Annotated in this window: 14 protein-coding genes; 7 read left to right on the forward strand and 7 right to left on the reverse strand. The window is 64.2% G+C overall.

Annotated features, from left to right (window positions below; genetic code table 11):
* Nucleotides 1-164 precede the first annotated feature (164 nt).
* Nucleotides 165-1604: a dihydropyrimidinase gene (hydA, locus tag P7C00_RS13885; protein WP_404939519.1), complete on the reverse strand. Its 1440-nt coding sequence runs from the start codon at nt 1602-1604 to the stop codon at nt 165-167.
* 622 nt (nt 1605-2226) lie between these two features.
* On the opposite strand from hydA, the gene P7C00_RS13890 reads away from it, so the two are divergent.
* The 7 genes from P7C00_RS13890 (at nt 2227) to msrA (ending at nt 10822) form a co-directional block, all read left to right on the forward strand.
* Nucleotides 2227-3714, forward strand: coding sequence for an NCS1 family nucleobase:cation symporter-1 (locus tag P7C00_RS13890; RefSeq protein ID WP_404939521.1), 1488 nt, complete (start codon nt 2227-2229; stop codon nt 3712-3714).
* Nucleotides 3715-3939: 225 nt separating this feature from the next.
* Nucleotides 3940-5217 carry a Zn-dependent hydrolase gene (locus tag P7C00_RS13895; RefSeq protein ID WP_404939523.1) on the forward strand — a complete coding sequence of 426 codons (1278 nt, stop codon included), beginning with the start codon at nt 3940-3942 and terminating at the stop codon, nt 5215-5217.
* 268 nt (nt 5218-5485) lie between these two features.
* Nucleotides 5486-6040: a hypothetical protein gene (locus P7C00_RS13900; RefSeq protein WP_377707678.1), complete on the forward strand. Its 555-nt coding sequence runs from the start codon at nt 5486-5488 to the stop codon at nt 6038-6040.
* 109 nt (nt 6041-6149) lie between these two features.
* Nucleotides 6150-7118, forward strand: coding sequence for an aliphatic sulfonate ABC transporter substrate-binding protein (locus P7C00_RS13905; protein ID WP_404939525.1), 969 nt, complete (start codon nt 6150-6152; stop codon nt 7116-7118).
* A 115-nt stretch (nt 7119-7233) separates the two neighbouring features.
* Complete coding sequence (locus P7C00_RS13910) at nt 7234-9309, forward strand: ATP-binding cassette domain-containing protein (protein ID WP_404939527.1); 2076 nt, start codon at nt 7234-7236, stop codon at nt 9307-9309.
* Nucleotides 9306-10361, forward strand: a complete 1056-nt coding sequence (locus P7C00_RS13915; protein WP_161758161.1) for a glycine betaine ABC transporter substrate-binding protein — start codon at nt 9306-9308, stop codon at nt 10359-10361. The genes P7C00_RS13910 and P7C00_RS13915 overlap by 4 nt, the downstream gene beginning before the upstream one ends.
* Nucleotides 10358-10822 (forward strand): peptide-methionine (S)-S-oxide reductase MsrA, encoded by a 465-nt coding sequence (gene msrA / locus P7C00_RS13920; protein ID WP_217438425.1) that lies wholly within the window; start codon nt 10358-10360, stop codon nt 10820-10822. Before P7C00_RS13915 ends, msrA begins: the two co-directional genes overlap by 4 nt.
* A gap of 84 nt (nt 10823-10906) precedes the next feature.
* On the opposite strand, the gene P7C00_RS13925 is transcribed toward msrA, so the two are convergent.
* The 6 genes from P7C00_RS13925 to P7C00_RS13950 all read right to left on the reverse strand — a co-directional run bounded on the left by P7C00_RS13925 (nt 10907) and on the right by P7C00_RS13950 (nt 18951).
* Entirely contained in the window at nt 10907-11179 is a 273-nt protein-coding gene (locus tag P7C00_RS13925; protein WP_404939529.1) for a hypothetical protein, read from the reverse strand.
* Between the two features lie 1230 nt (nt 11180-12409).
* The gene (locus P7C00_RS13930) at nt 12410-12817 is read right to left on the reverse strand and encodes a type II toxin-antitoxin system HicB family antitoxin (protein ID WP_102864418.1); all 408 of its coding nucleotides are present in this window, start codon (nt 12815-12817) and stop codon (nt 12410-12412) included.
* A 43-nt stretch (nt 12818-12860) separates the two neighbouring features.
* Entirely contained in the window at nt 12861-13040 is a 180-nt protein-coding gene (locus P7C00_RS13935) for a type II toxin-antitoxin system HicA family toxin (RefSeq protein WP_092315415.1), read from the reverse strand.
* A gap of 128 nt (nt 13041-13168) precedes the next feature.
* A complete protein-coding gene (locus tag P7C00_RS13940; RefSeq protein WP_404939531.1) occupies nt 13169-14590 on the reverse strand; it encodes an efflux transporter outer membrane subunit in 1422 nt (473 codons plus the stop codon).
* The gene (locus P7C00_RS13945; RefSeq protein ID WP_404939533.1) at nt 14574-15740 is read right to left on the reverse strand and encodes an efflux RND transporter periplasmic adaptor subunit; all 1167 of its coding nucleotides are present in this window, start codon (nt 15738-15740) and stop codon (nt 14574-14576) included. Before P7C00_RS13945 ends, P7C00_RS13940 begins: the two co-directional genes overlap by 17 nt.
* Nucleotides 15730-18951, reverse strand: coding sequence for an efflux RND transporter permease subunit (locus P7C00_RS13950; protein ID WP_404939535.1), 3222 nt, complete (start codon nt 18949-18951; stop codon nt 15730-15732). The genes P7C00_RS13945 and P7C00_RS13950 overlap by 11 nt, the downstream gene beginning before the upstream one ends.
* Nucleotides 18952-18984: the final 33 nt, after the last annotated feature.

Raw genomic sequence — 18984 nt, forward strand, 5'->3', positions numbered from 1 at the left:
ACGGTTTTTTTAGCGGCTGCCTCTGACGGGCATGTTTTCCAACTCCACGTAGGAGCCGGCTTGCCGGCGAAGAGGGCCTTGGGCCTGGTGGTGCCCTTGAGGACGCCTTCGCTGGCAAGCCAGCTCCTACACAAGCCAGCTCCTGCGATGGAGGAGGAGTGGGGTCAGCGTTTGACGGCGCTCGGCTTGTTCCGCTCGGCGCGCTTGCTCAAGAGGTCGAACACCGCCGGGTAGGCCGGGCGTTCGATGTAGCGCCCGGCGCCGCGTTCGGCCCGCAGGTCGCCGTCGGCCCACACCAGCTTGCCCTGGCTGATGGTGTGGCTGGGCACGCCGCGCACGGTCTTGCCTTCGAAGATGTTGAAGTCCACCTGCTGGTGGTGGGTCTTGGCGGAGATGGTGCGGCTGCCTTGTGGGTCCCAGAGCACCAGGTCGGCATCGGCGCCGACGCGGATCGCGCCCTTGCGCGGGTAGAGGTTGAAGATCTTCGCGGTGTTGGTGGAGGTCAGGGCGACGAACGCCTGCATCGACAGGCGTCCGCTATTGACCCCTTCATCCCAGAGCACCGCCATGCGGTCTTCGATACCGGCGGTGCCGTTGGGGATCTTGCTGAAGTCGTCGCGGCCGGCGGCTTTCTGTTCGGCGCAGAAGCAGCAGTGGTCGGTGGCGGTGGTGTGCAGGTTGCCCGATTGCAGGCCACGCCACAGTGCTTCCTGATGGCCGCGAGGGCGGAAGGGCGGGCTCATCACGTAGCCGGCGGCGGTCTGCCAGTCCGGGTCGCGGTAGACGCTGTCGTCCAGCAGCAGGTGCCCGGCCAGGACCTCGCCATACACCGGTTGGCCCTTGCCCCGGGCGTAGCTGATTTCGTCCAGGGCTTCCTGGGTCGACACGTGCACCAGGTACAGCGGTGTGCCCAGGGTTTCGGCGATGCGGATCGCCCGGCTGGCGGCTTCGCCTTCCACTTGCGAAGGCCGCGACAGCGGGTGGGCTTCGGGGCCGGTGATGCCCTGGGCCAACAGCTTGCGTTGCAGGTGATACACCAGCTCGCCGTTTTCCGCATGCACCGTGGGCACCGCGCCCAGTTCCAGGCAGCGCTCAAAGCTCGCCACCAGGGTGTCGTCGGCGGCCATGATGGCGTTCTTGTAGGCCATGAAATGCTTGAAGCTGTTGATGCCGTGGTGCTGCACCAGCTCGGCCATTTCCTCGCGCACCTGCTCGCTCCACCAGGTGATGGCCACGTGGAAACCGTAGTCGCTGGCGGATTTTTCCGCCCAGCCGCGCCACTGGTGGAAGGCTTCCAGCAACGACTGCTGGGGGTTGGGAATGACGAAGTCGATGATTGAGGTGGTACCCCCCGCCAGACCCGCCGCCGTGCCGCTGAAAAAGTCTTCGCTGGCCACGGTGCCCATGAAGGGCAGTTGCATGTGGGTATGGGGGTCGATGCCGCCGGGCATCAAGTATTGGCCGCTGCCATCGAGCACTTCGCAGCCCGCGGGAATATCCAGATTGTTGCCGATGGCGCGAATCACACCCGCTGCGCAGAGTACATCGGCCTTATAACTTTCATCATGGGTAATAACGGTGGCGCCACGGATCAACAGAGACATTCCGAGTTCCTCGCAGGCATGACCGACTTGTGCCGGTTCTAACTTTTTTATTGAACGCGCTGACAACTTAAACAATCCTGTCAGCGGTGACAGGATTAGAAGCTAGTCGCACTTCAAAGAAACAGCAAGAATATTTTTTATAAGCTTATACCAAAGATAAGTTATTGAAATATAACGATTAAAAATAGAAATTCGCAAAATGGTGCAGCGCCTCACCATTTTGACGCACTTGACAGGATCGAAAAATAGTCGAGATTTCCTATGTCAAATCAGCTGCTTGAGGAGGCGCTGCGAAGACCAATAGATAACCAGGAAAATAACCGTGCACTGCTTTGGGTCCTGACCGAATGGACAACTTGCCAAACACCCGGCCTGAGTGAATTGGCAACTAACCGAGGACTTCAAAGTTAATTGAATAAAACTGAGTGGCATCAGTTGTTTACATGGATTTCGCACACTGTGCAGTAGCGAGTTCGGCAGTTGTTGGCATCTTTATTGAGTGCCGCCGCAGATCGCTGGCCAGGAGGGTGGAAGTCGTAAGTTCTCCGGCCATCGTCCGGCGCGCTGTTCCTGGGTGCGCCGGCCTGATGAGCAAAATAATCAGAACAACAGTGGAGCGGCCATGCAACAGATCAGATCCCAGGTGACCGAGCGCGCAGGCTTGTACGAGCTGGACGCCGGCAGCGACGTGCTCGACAGCCCCCGTTACAACCATGACATTGCACCGACCAAGGTCCAGGAACGCACCTGGAACAAATGGCACATCACCGCACTGTGGATCGGCATGTCGATCTGTGTGCCCACCTACACCCTGGGCGGGGTGCTCACCGCCTACTTCGGCCTCAGCGTCGGCGAGGCGCTGCTGGCGATCCTGCTGGCCAATATCGTGGTGCTGATTCCCCTGACCCTCAACGCCTTTGCCGGTACCAAGTACGGCATTCCGTTCCCGGTGCTGTTGCGCTCGTCGTTCGGCATCATCGGCTCCAATGTGCCCTGCCTGGTCCGCGCCCTGGTGGCCTGCGGCTGGTTCGGCATCCAGACGATGTTCGGCGGGCTGGCGATCCACCTGTTCCTGGGCTCGATCTTCGAGGGCTGGAAGGCCCTGGGCGGCACCGGTGAGGTGATCGGCTTCATGATCTTCTGGACCCTCAACCTGTGGGTAGTGCTGCGCGGCGCCGAGTCGATCAAGTGGCTGGAAACATTGTCCGCGCCGCTGCTGGTGGCGGTGGGCATCGGGCTGCTGGTGTGGGCCTTGCCCAGCGTGTCCCTGAGCGAGTTGCTGGCGATCCCGCCCAAGCGTCCCGAGGGCGCCAGCGTCACCGGTTACTTCATGGCCGGGCTGACGGCGATGGTGGGCTTCTGGGCCACCTTGTCGCTGAACATTCCCGACTTCAGCCGCTACGCGAAAAGCCAGAAGGACCAGATCCTCGGGCAGATCTTCGGCTTGCCGCTGACCATGTTCCTGTTCGCCGCCCTGGGAGTGGTGATGACCGCCGCCTCGGTGAAACTGGTGGGGGTCACCGTCTCCGACCCGGTGAGCCTGATCGGCCATATCCAGAGCCCGGGCTGGGTGGCCCTGGCCATGGCGCTGATCATCATCGCCACCTTGTCCACCAACACCGCAGCCAACATCGTCTCGCCCACCAACGACTTCCAGAACCTGGCGCCGAAGCTGATCGGCCGTACCACGGCGGTGATCCTTACCGGCCTGGTGGGGCTGGTGCTGATGGGCCACGAGTTGCTGAAAAAGCTCGACCTGCTGATTTCCGACGTCAGCCTGGAGACCGTGTATTCCAACTGGCTGCTGGGCTACTCCAGCCTGCTGGGGCCGATTGCCGGGATCATGGTGGTGGACTACTTCATCATCAGGCAACAGCGCCTGGACCTGGCCGGCCTGTACCGCGACGACGTTTATCCGGCGTGGAACTGGCACGGCTTCATCGCCTTCGGCGTGCCGGTGGCGCTGACCCTGATGTCCCTGGGCAGCAGCGCCTTCAACTGGTTCTACAGCTACGGCTGGTTCACCGGTTCGGCCCTGGGCGGGCTGATCTACTACGGCCTGTGCACTTGGCGCAGCCCCCAGGTGGCGACCGCCAAGACCCCAGCATGAACACCCAGCCAGCGCTCACGTGCTCACCACATACGCGCGGTTTTTTGTAGGAGCTGGCTTGCCAGCGAAGGCGTCGGCACGGGCGACGCACATCTTGCGGGCCCCTTCGCCGGCAAGCGGAACACCATCCGGCCTGCTCCTACCTATTGTTGCCAGGCCGTTATCCCGGGAGATTGCGTCATGCATCCCCCGACAAAATCAGAAGAAACGCCTGAGGAGATCACCATGAACGCTGCCGTCGAGGTTCTGCAATCCAGCCATCAGCACATCAACCGCGACCGCCTGTGGCAGTCGCTCATGGAACTGGCCAAGCTCGGCGCCACGGTCAAGGGCGGGGTCTGCCGTCTGGCCCTGACCGACCTCGATCGCCAGGCCCGGGATCTGTTCGTGAAGTGGTGCGAGGAGGCCGGTTGCACCGTCACCGTGGACGGCATCGGCAACATCTTCGCCCGCCGCCCCGGGCGCAATCCGCAGTTGCCACCGGTGATGACCGGCAGCCATATCGACACCCAGCCCACCGGCGGCAAGTTCGACGGCTGCTTCGGCGTGCTGGCCGGGGTGGAAGTGCTGCGCACCCTCAACGACCTCAAGCTGGAAACCGAAGCGCCCCTGGAAGTGGTGGTGTGGACCAACGAAGAAGGTTCGCGCTTCCCGCCGTGCATGATGGGCTCCGGGGTGTTCGCCGAGAAGTTCACCCTGCAAGACACCCTGGCCAAGACCGACGTCGATGGCATCAGCGTCGGCGCGGCCCTGAACGCCATCGGCTACGCCGGCACGCGCCCGGTCAGCGGGCATCCCGTGGGTGCCTACTTCGAGGCGCATATCGAGCAGGGGCCGATTCTTGAAGACGAGCGCAAGACCATTGGCATTGTCCTCGGCGCTCTGGGGCAGAAATGGTTCGACCTCAAGCTGCGGGGTGTCGAAGCCCATGCCGGCCCGACCCCCATGCACCTGCGCAAGGACGCCCTGGTGGGCGCTGCGGCCGTGGTGGCGGCGGTCAACCGCGCCGCACTCGGTCACCAGCCTCACGCCTGCGGCACCGTCGGCTGCCTGCAAGCCTACCCGGGTTCGCGCAACGTGATTCCGGGAGAGGTGCGCATGACCCTGGACTTCCGCCACCTGGAGCCGGCGCGCCTGGATTCGATGATTGCCGAAGTGCGCCAGGTGATCGACAACACCTGCCAAGAGCACGGCCTGAGCTTCGAACTGACCCCCACCGCGGACTTCCCGCCGCTGTATTTCGACCCCGTCTGTGTCGACGCCGTGCGCGGTGCCGCCCAGGGGCTGGGCCTGTCCCATATGGACATCGTCAGCGGCGCGGGGCACGACGCGATCTTCGTCGCCGAGCTGGGCCCGGCTGGGATGATCTTCGTGCCCTGCGAAGGTGGCATCAGCCACAACGAAATTGAAAACGCCGACCCCGACGACCTGGCCGCCGGCTGCGCCGTGCTGCTGCGCGCCATGCTCGCCGCCTCCCAATCCATCGCCCACCGCCAACCGTAGGAGCCGGCTTGCCGGCGAAAGAGCCCGTAAGATTTGCAGCGATGCTGCCGACGCTTTCGCTGGCAAGCCAGCTCCTACACGGGGCTTATGGTGTTTTACGAATCCGCCCACACCGCCATTCCCGTAGGAGCCGGCTTGCCGGCGAAGAGGCCCGCAAGACATGCATCGCCAGTGCCGGCGCCTTCGCTGGCAAGCCAGCTCCTGCATGGGGCATCGTCAGGCGCTTGGCTGGCGTACACTGGCGAACTTTTCGCACGGGATGCCGAATATGCACAGGATGGCGCTTTGTCTGGCCCTGGCTCTGAGCCTGGGTGGCTGTATCGATTACAAATGGGGTCACGATTGGAAGGCTGACCGCCTCGGCGGTTGGCAGGACGCCAGCACCGGCCAGTATGACCAGGGCACCTCGTTCAAGCTGGCCTGCGGGCCCGAACCGCTCTATGTAACGGTGACCTCCGCGCCGTCCCACCACCTGATGTCGCTGCTGTTCATTCCTCTGGTCCCCGCGGCCACCGGCGATGACAACCACCTGGACATCAAGGCCAGCCACCCAAGCCTGACGGCGTGTTCTTCGTCTGCTCAGAATCCCCTGGTGCTGAAGCTGGATAACCAGGTGATCGACAATGTCGAGTACCTGTCCCGTAACCAGGTGGGCTCCTGCCAGATAAGGCTTGACGCTCGCCAGTTGCAGGGCGAACGGGTGTCAATCGAGGTCAATCAGGCTGTGCTGCCTTGCACGGTGGCTCCTCTGACCCTGAAGAAAAACGGCTACTTCTGCCTGCGGCAAACCCAGTTCGGCGGTTCCGCGCCCTGCGGCCGTTAGCAGCGCGTAGATGCACGAACCTAAGCTAATTCCTAAAAAGTATTTATTTTCGATTTGTTAGATCGATTAGCTTTTAGCGACTTTCCTGTCTCCGAGAAGGTCCGCCCCCATGCGCCTGCCCTTTGCTTTGCGTCGTAGCTTGTCGATCACCGCCCTGGCCGGTCTGGCGCTGGGCATGGCCCTCAATGCCCAGGCCGACACCAACCTGCGTATCGGCTACCAGAAATCCTCGACCCTGCTGGCGCTGCTCAAGGCTCAGGGCACCCTGGAAAAACAACTGGCGGGGCAGGGCGTCAACATCACCTGGCACGAATTCACCAGTGGCCTGCCGCTGGCGGAATCGCTGAACGTGGGCAACGTCGACATCAGCGCCGATGTCGCCGACACGGTGCCGGTCTTCGCCCAGGCGGCCGGGGCCAAGCTGACCTATTTCGCCACGGAAACCCCATCGCCTGCGGCCCAGTCCATCGTCATCCCCAAGGATTCGCCGCTCAAATCCCTGGCTGACCTCAAGGGCAAGCGCGTTGCCGTGACCAAGGCCGCCGGCAGCCATTACCTGCTGATCGCCGCCTTGCGCCAAGCCGGGCTGAGCTTTGCCGATATCCAGCCGGTGTACCTGACCCCGGCCGACGGTCGCGCGGCTCTGGAAACCGCCAAGGTCGATGCCTGGGTCACCTGGGAACCCTTCGTTGCCAGCGCCGAACGCCAGCAGGGCGCGCGGGTGTTGCATGACGGCCAGGGGCTGGCCAGTTATCGCCGTTACTACCTGGCTTCCAACGATTACGCCAAGGCCCATCCCGAGGTGCTGAAGCAAGTGTTCGCCGAGTTGCAGAAGACCGGCGCCTGGGTCAAGGCGCACCCGGCCGAGGCGGCAAAACTGCTGGGCCCGCTGTGGGGCAACCTGGACGTGCCGACCGTGGAACTGGCCAACAGCCGCCGCACCTACCAGGTGGAAGTGGTGAAGCCGGAAGCCTTGGGCGAGCAGCAGAAAATCGCCGATGCCTTCTACCAGGAAAAGCTATTGCCCAAACCGGTGGATGCCCGGGCCGTGCAGTTGTGGAGCCCCAAATCGTTGTAAGTGACCGTTAGATCGCTTTCGCCTGTAGGAGCCGGCTTGCCGGCGAACAGGTCCCCCCCCTTTTTTCTTGTTCACCGCCGGCTACGCCATCCCGCGCCCGGCGTCAGGAGTTCCCGTGTCTGCCGTTCACCCCCAACAGGCCTTCGCCGTCCCGGCCCCGGCCGCCACTCCAGCGAACCACGCCGACGTGGTGCTGGAGCTGCGTCACTTGACCAAGACTTACGGCCGCCGCCGTGGCCCGTCCGCTCCGCCTGCGGTACAGCAGGTCAGCCTCCAGGTACGCCGTGGCGAGGTGCTGTGCCTGATGGGTACCTCCGGCAGCGGCAAGTCCACCTTGCTGCGGCATATCAACCGGTTGATCGAGCCCAGCAGCGGCGAGGTGCTGATCGACGGCCAAGCTATCAGCCGACTCTCGGCTCAGGAGCTGCGCACCCTGCGTTCCCGGCGCATCGGCATGGTCTTTCAGCACTTCGGTCTGTTGCCCCATCGCAGCGTGCGCGACAACGTCGCCTTGCCCCTGGAACTGCGCGGCGAACCCGAGGCCCTGCGCCATGCCGCGGCGGATCTGCAGTTACACGCCATGGGCCTGGACGGCTGGGGCGATCACTATCCCCATGAACTGTCCGGCGGCATGCAGCAGCGGGTCGGGCTGGCCCGGGCCCTGGTCAGCGAGCCGGACATTCTGCTGATGGACGAACCCTTCAGCGCCCTGGACCCGACTATTCGCCGCGACCTGCAAAGCCACTTTCTGCGGGTGGTGCGCGAGCGCGGCATCACCACCTTACTGGTGACCCACGACCCGGCCGAAGCCCTGCGCCTGGCGGACCGCATTGCCGTATTGCGCCACGGCCAGCTGATTCAACTGGGCACGCCCGAGGAACTGCTGGAACAGCCAGCGGATGCCGAAGTCGCGGATTTCTTCCAGGAGCACGGCGCCCGCAGCGGCACGCCCGTGGTGGCCGCGATTGCGCCGAGCAAAGCTGTGGCTGCACCGGCTCCGGTCAGCCCCGGATTGTCCTTTGCCCAGGCCCTGCTGTTGGGGCCGGCGGCCCTGGCCGCCAGCGGTCGCGGTAGCCTGTACTGGCTGGGCTTTGCCCTGGAACTGGGCGCTGCTGCAGCCTTGGGTCAGGGGCTGGCCACGGCCAGTTTCGCCTGGGCCGCCTTGGCGATCATCGGCTTGCTGTTCAGCCGTCTGTTGAGCCTGACCCTGGCCCGCCGTCCCAGCCGCCTGGGCCGTTCCGACTGGCGCTTGCCGTGGTTGGTGTTGCTGCTGTCCCAGGCCCTGGTGTTGTGGCGGGTACTGGCCGCCGATGCCTCTGGCCCCTGGCTGCAATTTCCCGCCGACCGCCAAGTGCTGCTGGGCACCGCGGCGGCCATCGACCAGTTGATCGGCTGGTCCCAGGTCACCTTTGAAAGCACCTTCGTCGGCGTGATAGTCGCCGTGCGCACGGTGATCGAAAGCATCGAAAACCTGCTGGGCTGGTTGCCCTGGCCAGTGCCGGCCCTGGCCCTGGTCCTGCTGGCCTGGCGCAGCGCCGGCGTCGCCCTGGCCCTGACCAGCGCCGCCGCCTTGCTCTACATCGGTCTGTTCGGCTTCTGGGAGCGGACCATCGCCACCCTGGCTCTGGTGGGCTCCTCGGTGCTGATCTCGCTGCTGATCGGCGTGCCCGCCGGCATCCTCCTGGCCAAGCGCGCCCTGGCCCGGCGCCTGATCACCCCGCTGCTGGACGTGATGCAGACCCTGCCGACCTTCGTGTACCTGATTCCGGCAGTGGCGTTCTTCTCGGTGGGCAAGACCCCGGCGGTGATCGCCACGGTGATCTTCGCCCTGGCGCCGATGATCCGCCTCACTGCCCTGGGGATTCAGGAAGTGCCCAAGACCGCTGTCGAAGCAGCCCTGGCCCACGGCGCCACGCCGTGGCAGATCCTGACCAAGGTCGAACTGCCCCTGGCCGCCGGCTCACTGCTGCTGGGGATCAACCAGACCCTGGTGATGAGCCTGTCGATGGTGGTAGTGGCGGCGCTGATCGGCGCCGGTGGCCTGGGCTACGACGTGATGACCGCGCTGCGCAACATCAAGGGCGGCGAGGGCATGTTGGCCGGCGCCGCGATCGTGTTCTGCGCGCTGATTCCCGATCGAATCATTCAAGCGACCCTGCGCCAGTGGGATCGCACTTTGCATCAATCATGAGGTGTCCCTTGAACAAGTCGTTTACCCGTACCCTTGGCGCCGCCGCGCTGCTGTTGGGTTTGTCCCTGCCGGTGCTGGCTAAGGACAAGATCGTCATTGGCGAACAGAACTGGACCGGCGCCATCGCCATCCAGAACATCCTCGGCGAAGTGATCAAAAGCCGCCTCGACGGCGACGTTTCCTACCTGGCCGGTGACGTGCCGGTGCTGTTCGCCGCCGCTGCCAAGGGCGACGGTTCGGTGGACGTACTGACCGACATCTGGCTGCCCAACCAGTCCGCCGCCTGGGCCAAATACGTCACCGGCGGTACCCGTTCCCTGGTGCCCAACAAGCAGCCGTACCTGGGGGTGCAGGGCTTCTACATTCCCGGCTACCTGCAAGACAAATACGGGGTGAAATCGGTCTACGACCTGCAAAAGCCCGAGGTGGCGAAACTCTTCGAACCCCTGGGCGGCGGCAAGGCGCAGCTGCTGGTGGGTCCGGCGGGCTGGGAGTCGACCTACATCGGCGAAATCAAGGCCAAGGACTTCGGCTTTGCCGACAAATTCGAGTCTGTGTCCACCGAAGCCTCGGTGACCTACGCCAAGCTCGCCGCGGCCTACAAAGCCCAGCGCGGCGTGGTGTTCTACGCCTACACCCCGGACTGGATCTTCTCCGCCTTCGACCTGCGCCGCCTGGATGAACCGGCATTCGACGGCTACGCCCAGGACAACAAGAAGGGCGACCCGCTGTACAAGGCCGATGGCTGCTGGAAATTCATCAGCCCGACGGTGGATGCCGATTGGCTGAGCAAGAGCAAGATCACCTGCGCCTACCCGGATGCACGGGTCTATGTCCTGGCCTCCAGCGCCCTGCAAAAACGCGCACCACGGATCGCCGCGTTCCTGGAGAACTTCAGCATCGAACCCCAGGCTTTGAATGACCTGATCCTCAAGATCGAAAAGGAACAGCAACCGGCGGCGCAGGCGGCCAAGGAATGGGTCGCGGCGCATCCGCAGATCGTTGATGGCTGGCTGGGTGCCAGCGGTGAGAAAGTGGGAGTGGCGCAATGAGCGGGGCGCCGGTGAATAGCCTCGAACAGGCGACCTTCGGCGCCGGTTGTTTCTGGGGCGCGGAAGCCGCGTTCCGGGCGCTGCCGGGGGTCGTGGACAGCCGCGTCGGCTACGCCGTGGAAGCGGCGGATGAAGCCTTGCAGATAGAAGTGGTGCAGGTGGATTTCGACCCGCAGGTGCTGGCGTATACCCGCCTGATCGAACACTTCTGGGACCTGCACGATCCGACGTCGGTGGACCGCCAGGGCGAACATGGCGGGGTGAAATATCGCTCGGCGATCTTCCACACCAACGCCGCGCAAGCCGAACAGGCGAGGGCGGCCAAGACCGCCCTGCAAGACTCCGGACGCCTCAACAAACCCGTGGCCACGGTGATCGTGCCCCTGGGCCGCTTCGACCTGGCGGATGAAGCGCACCAGCGTTACCTGGAGAAGAATGGCTTGAGCAGTTGCCACATCTGATCGTTTGCAGGTGCGCCGGCTTTTGTAGGCGCTGGCTTGCCAGCGAAGAGGCCCGTAAGACCGCCTTCGCCGGCAAGCCGGCTCCTACGCAACCCTCCACTGAATCACTTCCAGCACCGCGCAGCCTTCTCGTGTCAGCAGATGCACGCCGCGGGTGATGCGGGTCAGGTCGCAATCGCTGATGTCTTTCAGTTTCAGGGTGGACAGGCTGTCCATCAGGTCGCGAACCACGGTGAAACGGTGGGCGGCGCTGCTGGCCAGGTCGCTCAAGGGGGCTTCGGTATCGAGGTAGAACACCGGGTGTTCGGTGTCGTGGGTGTCGATGGGGGTAAAGCGGGGGAGGTGATGGTCAGTCATAGGTATGGCTCCTGCTCATAGAGCAATCACCTTGGTTGTCGACCGAAAGAGCTGGGGCAGTGGTACGCGAGCAGGTTGGCCGAGGAAAGGGCAACAGCACACCCTGAGGTGTCCCGCGCAGCACCGTCGTAACTCCTGATCGCGGGAACAAAAGCGACTGCCAGAATGTTTGAAAGTGGATGCGTTCCTATATTCGACCGGCCAAGGTCGCTCGCGGATTTTGCCGCGTGGGCGAACTATAGGGGGGATGCCAGAGCGGTGCAATTGGGCATTGAAGGTGATGTTTGAGTGGTTGTGTCGACTGTTGGTGGCTGGTTTTGATGGAGTACATATCCATTGCTGCGGGTGTTGCGGCTGGCGGTTTCGCCCTTACGGCGACTCACTTTGGAAAAGCCCCAAAGTAACCAAAGGGCTCCTGCCCCCGCATCCGGCGCCTCGCCTAGGCTCGGCGTTCCCTCGCTCCGGCATTGCTCCGGGGGCACGCCGCCACAGGCCATCCATGGCCTGATGGCGGCTAGCTCGGCATCCATGCCGAGCTGCCCCCTGCGCAATGCCTACGCTCGGCCTCCTGAAGGGGCAGGAAGATCAAAAGCAAAAGCAAAAGCAAGATCAAAAGCCCAAGCGCGTTGTACGCGCTTCCGTAGGAGCCGGCTTGCCGGCGAAGAGGCCCGCAAGACATGCGTCGCCCTGGCGGACGCCTTCGCTGGCAAGCCAGCTCCTACAGGGGGGCGGTGCACACCGATCAATCTCCAGGCCGGCCGGCAGGCCGCCGTCAGATTTTGCCTTTGCTTTTGATCTTGCTTTTGATCTTCCTGCCCCTTTAGACACGATGGCCGAACGCAGGCATTGATCCGTGGGTAACCCGGCAGGACGCCGGGTTAGCCGCACTGGGCCAGGGATGGCCCAGTGCGGCGGCCCACGGATCAATGCCGGAGTGAGGGCATGCCGAGCCTAGGCGAGGCACCGAGTGGAGGGGCAGGAGCCCTTTGCTTACTTTGGGGCTTTTCCAAAGTGAGTCGCCGTAAGGGCGAAACCCTAAGCGGCCGTAACCGCAGCAAAGGATATGTACCCAGAACTCGCGGTAAGAGCGAATCACTTTGGCAAAGCCGGAATGCCGGTCCAGCCCAGAATAACCAAAAGGCTCCTGCCCCAGCATCCGGCGCCTCGCTCCGGTCTCCTGACGGGAGAGCAAAGCCAAAGCCTGAACCCTCACCCTTTCAATCAAAACCCTCAAACGCCCTGCAAGACCCTCAACGCAGCCTGAGCCAAAAAGCCCGATCGGCTTTTCTGTTCCGGATGATGTTTCACATATTCATCAATTCGATTCAGCAAATAGCCCGGCAGCGTGATGTTGAGTTTTTCCGCCTTGCCCATGTAGCGAGTGATGTCGATATCAATCACGGCCCAAGTGCAGCCTTGATACTGGGGATTGGCGGCGTGGAGGGTCACTGTGCGCGCGGTGGGGATGGCTGCTCCTTCTTCGGCCAGTAATTCCAGGTGGCCTTCGATGGCTTCGCGGGCCATGGCCATGGCGTCGTCGAGGTCGTCACCGGCGGAGAAGCAGCCAGGAATATCGGGTACTTCCACACCCCAGGCGTGTTGGTCGTCACCGGGGAGAATGGCAATGGGATAGAGCATGGACTGATCCTCCTTCGGACCTGGGAGCGTCGAGCCTGGGTGGTTAGAGCCGGGCTTGTTTCAATATGCTGCTTACCGTTTTGGCCAGTAGATCTTTTTTGGGATGGGGAATGGTGACCAGGCCTGGCTTGGTTGGGTGTTTGAAGTGGTGGTGACTGCCCTTGACCCTGACCAGATACCAACCATCTGCTTCGATCTGGGCAATGAGTTGCCTGCTGTTCACATCGCTTTCAACTGCCTGTCGTGGTGGTGGGTATGATAACTACTTTTTGGCGCTCAACGCTATCAGCAACGGTTGGCGACGCATAGGGCGAGGCGGCAAACCTCACGCTTTTAGCTTGCCGCTTGCCGCTACAAACTTGACGCTGACTCTCCTCCACCCAACGCCACCACCAACCCCACACTCGCCTGCAACTCCCTGGTCTGCACCGCCTGCAACCCCCGTTGCGCCTGCAAGGCCGCGTTCTGCGCCGTCACCACATCCAGATAACTCACCGCCCCGGCCTGATAGCTGTTCATGGCCAAGGTCTGGGTATGCAGCGCCGCATTCACCGCCGCTTGCTGATCCAGCGCCTCCTGGCGCAAATCCCGCAGTTGCCCCAGGTTGTCTTCCACCTCCCGCACCGCCCTCAGCACCTGCCCACGGTAATGGGCGGCAGCTTCTTCGAACTCGGCATGGGCCTGGCGCTCATTGGCGCTCAGCCGCCCGCCATCAAAAATCGGCAGGTTCACCAACGGCCCCAAGGCCCAATAGCGATTACCCGCCGCCAGCAGATTGCCCACGCCCTGGGTCTGCCCACCGAGCATCCCGGTCAGGCTGAAATCCGGATACCAGGCCGCGCGGGCGATGCCGATGCCGGCATTGGCGGCGTACACCCGGCGTTCGGCGGCGGCAATGTCCGGCCGGCGCTGCAGCAGGGTGCTGGGCAGTTGCTGGGGAATGCCCGGCAGGCTCAGCAGTTGCGTCGAGGGCGCCAGGCTGAACTGGCTGGCCGGCGCCCCCACCAGTTCGCCAATGGCGTGTTCGGTGAGGGTGCGTTGGGCGCGCACTTCGTCCAGTTCCGCTTCGGCGCTGGCCAGTTGGCTTTGGGCCCGGGTCAGGTCCAGTTGCGAGGCGATCTGCCCTTGATAACGGTCGCGGGTCAGTTGCAGCGCTTGGCCGTAATCCTCCAGGGAGCGGCTCAAGATTCGGCGCTGGGCGTCCAGGCCATTGAGTTGCACATACAGGCTCGCCAGTTGCTTTTGCAGGCTCAGGCGCGCCGCCGCCAGGTCGTCGCCGGAAGCCTGTGCCTGGGCATCACCGGCCGCCGCCTGATTGCGGATCCGCCCCCAGAGGTCGAGGTCCAAGCCCAGGGCAAAACCGGCGGTGTTGCTGTTGTAGATCGACGGTTGCGTGCTGCCGCGCAGGGGGCGGCTGTCCGACTGACGCTGGCGCAACGGCTGGGCGCTGGCACTGATCTGCGGGAATAGCCCGGCATGCAACTGGCTGGCGTAAGCCTGGGCAGCGTCGTAGTGGGCCAGGGCCGCCGCGAGGTCCGGGTTGGCCTGGAGCAGGCGCTGTTGCAGGTCGTTGAGACGCGGGTCCTGGTACAGCAGCCACCATTGCTCGGCGATCATCTGGGGCGTGGCGGCCGGGTGCCAGGGGCCATCGCTGCTCTGTTCGCGATACTGCGCCGGCAGGTCGATGGGCGGCACTTGGTAGTGGGGCGCCAGGGAGCAGCCGTGCAGGGCCAGCAACAGCAAGGCGGCGAGGGGCTTAAGCCTTGGGCGCATGCTCACCTCCGGCGTCCGCCAGTTGCACAAGGTCGCCTTCGCGCAGGGCGTCCGGCGGGTTGTCGATGACGTGATCGGTGGTGTGCAGGCCCTGGTCGATCACCAGCCGTTCGCCCAGGTCGAGGCCGATATGGATGCTGAGCAGGTGCACGCGTTTTGCACGGTCGATCACCGCCACTTGGGTGCCCTGGGCACGGAAAATCAGGGCGCTGGCGGGGATGCTCACACCGTGGGTGTCGGCGGGAATTGCCAGTGTGGCTTCGGCGTAGTCGCCGGGCATCAGCGCGCCGTCGGGGTTGGCGGCGACGAACTGCGCCAGCAGGGTGCCGGAGCGCGGGTCGATGGCGGTGGAGTCGCCCACCAGTTGCGCGCTGAAGTGCTGACCAGGGTGCTCGGGCACAGTCAGCTGCGCCACCAGGCCGGGGCGGATGACGCTGGCGTAGTTCTGCGGAATCGGCACGTAAAGCCGCAGCTTGTGGGTGTCCGCCAGGTCGAACAGCTCCGGGTCGCTGTCGTTGTCGGCCTTGATCAACTGGCCGATGTCGGTGTGGCGCGCGGTGAGGGTGCCGGCAAACGGCGCGCGAATGGTCTTGTAGTCTTCCAGCGCCGAGAGCCGTGCATAGTCGGCAGCGGCTGCCTCGGCATTGGCCTTGGCCGCAGCGGCGTTGGAGCTTTTTTCATCGGCTTCCTGGCGCGATACCGAGTGGCTGGCCAAGAGGTGCTGCCAGCGTTCGGCGGTGGTCTGGGCCAGCCGTGCATTGGCCTGTTGCTGGACCACCCGTGCCCGGGCCTGGGCCACTTGCTGGTCCAGGTCGGGGCTGTCGATATGGGCCAGCACTTGCCCGGCGACCACCTTGGCGCCGATGTCCTGGGTCCAGTCCTTGAGGTAGCCGCTGACCCGGGCATGGATCGGCGCCTTGCTCCAGGCTTCCAGGTGCGCCGGCAGGCGCAGGGTGTCGCCCAGTACGTTGGGCTGCGGCTGGAACACCAGCACTTGGGGCACGGCGGCGGTTTCGGTCCAGGCGGCGACGGCCTGTTCATGCCGGGTACGCGCCGCCAGGCCGCTGGCCACCAGTAGGGCAGCCAGGCTCAAGCCACCGATGCCCAGCAGCATCAGGCGTTTGCGCGAAGGGGTGTGATCAGGCGACATGGGTGTTTTCTCCAGCAACAGCGGATTGGGGAGGGCGACCGTGGACCAGGCTGAAGACCACGGGAACAAAGATCAGGGTGGCCACGGTGGCGAGGAGCAGCCCGCCGATCACCGCACGGCCCAGGGGCGCGTTCTGTTCTTCGGACAGGGCCAGGGGCAGCATGCCGATGATCATCGCCAGGGCGGTCATGCACACCGGGCGAAAGCGCGTGTAGCCGGCTTCCAGAGCGGCCTTGAGGGCATCGCCGTGTTCTGCCAGGCGCTCGCGGCAAAAACTCACCACCAGGATCGAGTTGGCGGTGGCCACCCCCATGCACAGGATGGCCCCGGTCAGCGCCGGCACCGACAGCGAGGTGCCGCTCAAGAACAGCATCCAGACGATCCCGGCCAGGGCCGCTGGCAGCGCGGTGATGATCACGAACGGATCGACCCAGGATTGGAAGTTGACCACGATCAGCAGGTAGATCAGCACCACCGCCCCCAGCAGGCCCAGGCTCAGGCCGCTGAAGGCTTCGTGCAGGGCGTCGATCTGCCCGTGCAGGCTGACCGTGGCGCCCTTGGGCCGCAGGGCTGCGGCGTCGTCCAAGACCTTTTGCATGTCGTGGGCCACGGCGCCGAGGTCGCGGCCTTGCACGTTGGCGTACAGGTCCAGGGTGGGCTGGATGTTGTAGTGGCTGACCACCGCCGGGCTCTCGACCCGGGAGATGTCCGCCAGGCCACCGAGGATCTGCGACTGGCCGTTGCTGCCTGTCACCGGCAGCGCTTCCAGGGCCGGCAGGCTGTCCAGGCGGTACTGCGGGGTGGCCGCGACGATGGAATAGGACACGCCGTTCTTCGGGTTGAGCCAGAAGGTCGGCGCCACCTGGGAGCTGCCGGCCAAGGACGCCACCATGCTGTTGGTCACGTCACGCTCGGTGATCCCCAGGCCGTTGGCCCGCAGGCGGTCGACCTTGACCTGCAGTGACGGGTAGCCGGTGGACTGCTGGATCCGCAGGTCGGCAATGCCCGGCACATGTTGCAGGCGCCGTTGCAGTTCCAGGGCGTAGGCGCGGTTGGCCGCGTCATCGGGCCCGGAGATTTTCACGTCCAGCGGGGCCGGGGCGCCGAAGTTGAGGATCTGGCTGCTGATGTCCGCCGGCAGGAAGGCGAACTGGCTGCCGGGGAAGCTTTCCGGCAGGGCTTCGCGCAGCTGTTTCTCCAGGTCGGCGCTGGGGGCGTGGCCGGGCTTGAGGGTGATCTGGATGTCGCCGTCCTGGGGCCCGATGGTGCCGCTGTTGCTGTAGGCCATGTCGATGCCGCTCAGGGGGATGCCGATGTTGTCGATGATGCTGTCCAGTTGCTCGGCCGGGATCACCTCGCGGATGCGCCCTTCGATACGGTCGAAGGCCGCCGCGCTTTCCTCGATCCGCGTGCCCAGGGGCAGGCGCACGTGCAGGGCCAGGGCGCCGGCGTCGGTGGCGGGGAAGAAATCCTGGCCCAGGCTTGGCAGCAGGGCGAAGGAGGCCAGCACACAGGCGAGGAAGCCGAGGATGAAGGTCTTGCGTCGGCCCAGGGCCAGGTGCAACAAGCCGTGGTAGGTGTCGCGCACAGTGGAGAAACGCGCCTCAAAACCCTGTTGAAAGGCCAATAGTCCGCGCACCAGGGCATTGCGCGGCTTGGCGTGCTGCTCGCCCTCGTGATGGTTGATGAAGGCATCTTCCGGGTGATGCCCGGGGCCTGCCTCCGGCGTATGGGGCTTGAGCAGGTACATCGCCAGGGTCGGCACCAGGGTCCGGGAGAGGATGAACGAGCTGGCCATGGCGAAGATCACCGCCAGGGCCATGGGCCGGAACAGGTAGCCGGCGATGCCCTGCAACAGGAACATCGGCACGAAGACGATGCAGATGCACAGCAGCGAGACGAAGGCCGGGCCGACGATCTGCTTGGCGCCGTCAAGGATCGCCACCTTCACCGCCTTGCCCTGTTCCAGGTGCCAGTTGATGTTCTCGATGGTCACGGTGGCATCGTCCACCAAGATCCCCACTGCCAGGGCCAGGCCGCCCAGGGTCATCACATTCAGGGTCTGGCCGCTGAGCGCCAGCAGGGCTATGGCCGAGAGCACCGCCAGGGGAATCGACGCGGCGATGATCAGTGTGGAGCGCCAGCTGCCGAGGAACAGCAGGATCATCGCGCTGGTCAGCAGGGCGGCGATGATGCCTTCCTGGGCCACGCTGCCCACCGACTGTTTGACGAACACCGAGGCATCACCCAGCAGCGAGGTCTTCAAGGACGGCGGCAGGGTTTCATTGATCCGTGGCAGCATCTGGCGGATGCCATCGACGATGGACAGGGTGGAGATATTGCCGTTCTTCAGCGCCGGCATCAGCACCGCCCGGCGTCCGTCGACCCGCACGATATTGGTCTGCGGCGGTGAGCCGTCGCGCACGTGGGCCACCTGGCCGATGGTGATCAGCGCGCCGTTCACGGTCTTGATCGGCAGGTCGTTGAGTTCGTCGATGGCCTTCGGGCTGTTGTTCAGCAGCACCGTGTATTCATTGCTGCCGAGCTTGGCGGTGCCCACCGGGATGATCTGGTTCTGCGCCGCCAGGGCATTGCCCACGTCTTGCGCCGACAGGCCTTTGGCGGCCAGGGCTTGCGGGTCCAGGTCGAGGGTGATCTGGCGCTGCTTGCCGCCCATGGGCGTGGGCATGGCCAGACCGGGCAGGGCGCTCAAAGGCAGGCGGATATTGTTCTGCACCAGGTCGCGGATCTTCGCCTCCGACAGGGTCGGGCTGGAGAAGGCCATTTGCAGGATCGGTACCGTCGAGGCGCTGTAGTTGAGGATCAGCGGCGGGGTGATGCCCGGCGGCATTTGCTTGAGCACGGTTTGTGACACCGCCGTCACCTGGGCGTTGGCGGTGCGGATATCGACCCCGGGCTGGAAGAAGATCTTGACGATGCCCATGCCCGGCAATGACTGCGACTCGATGTGCTGGATGTCATTGACCGTGGTGCTCAGGGAGCGCTCGTAGGTGTAGATCACCCGCCCGGCCATGGCGTCCGGCGACAGGCCGTTGTATTGCCAGACCACCGCCACCACCGGGATGCCGATATCGGGGAACACGTCGGTGGGGGTACGCAGGGCCGCCAGGGGCCCGATGATGCAGATGAATATCGCCAGCACGATGAACGTGTAGGGCTTGAGCAGTGCGGTCTTGACCAGCCCGAGCATGCCGAAAACCTCCGAGGGAGTGGGGTTGCAAAC

It is taken from the genome of Pseudomonas sp. JDS08PS003 (assembly GCF_045013505.1).
GTDB lineage: Bacteria > Pseudomonadota > Gammaproteobacteria > Pseudomonadales > Pseudomonadaceae > Aquipseudomonas > Aquipseudomonas protegens_B.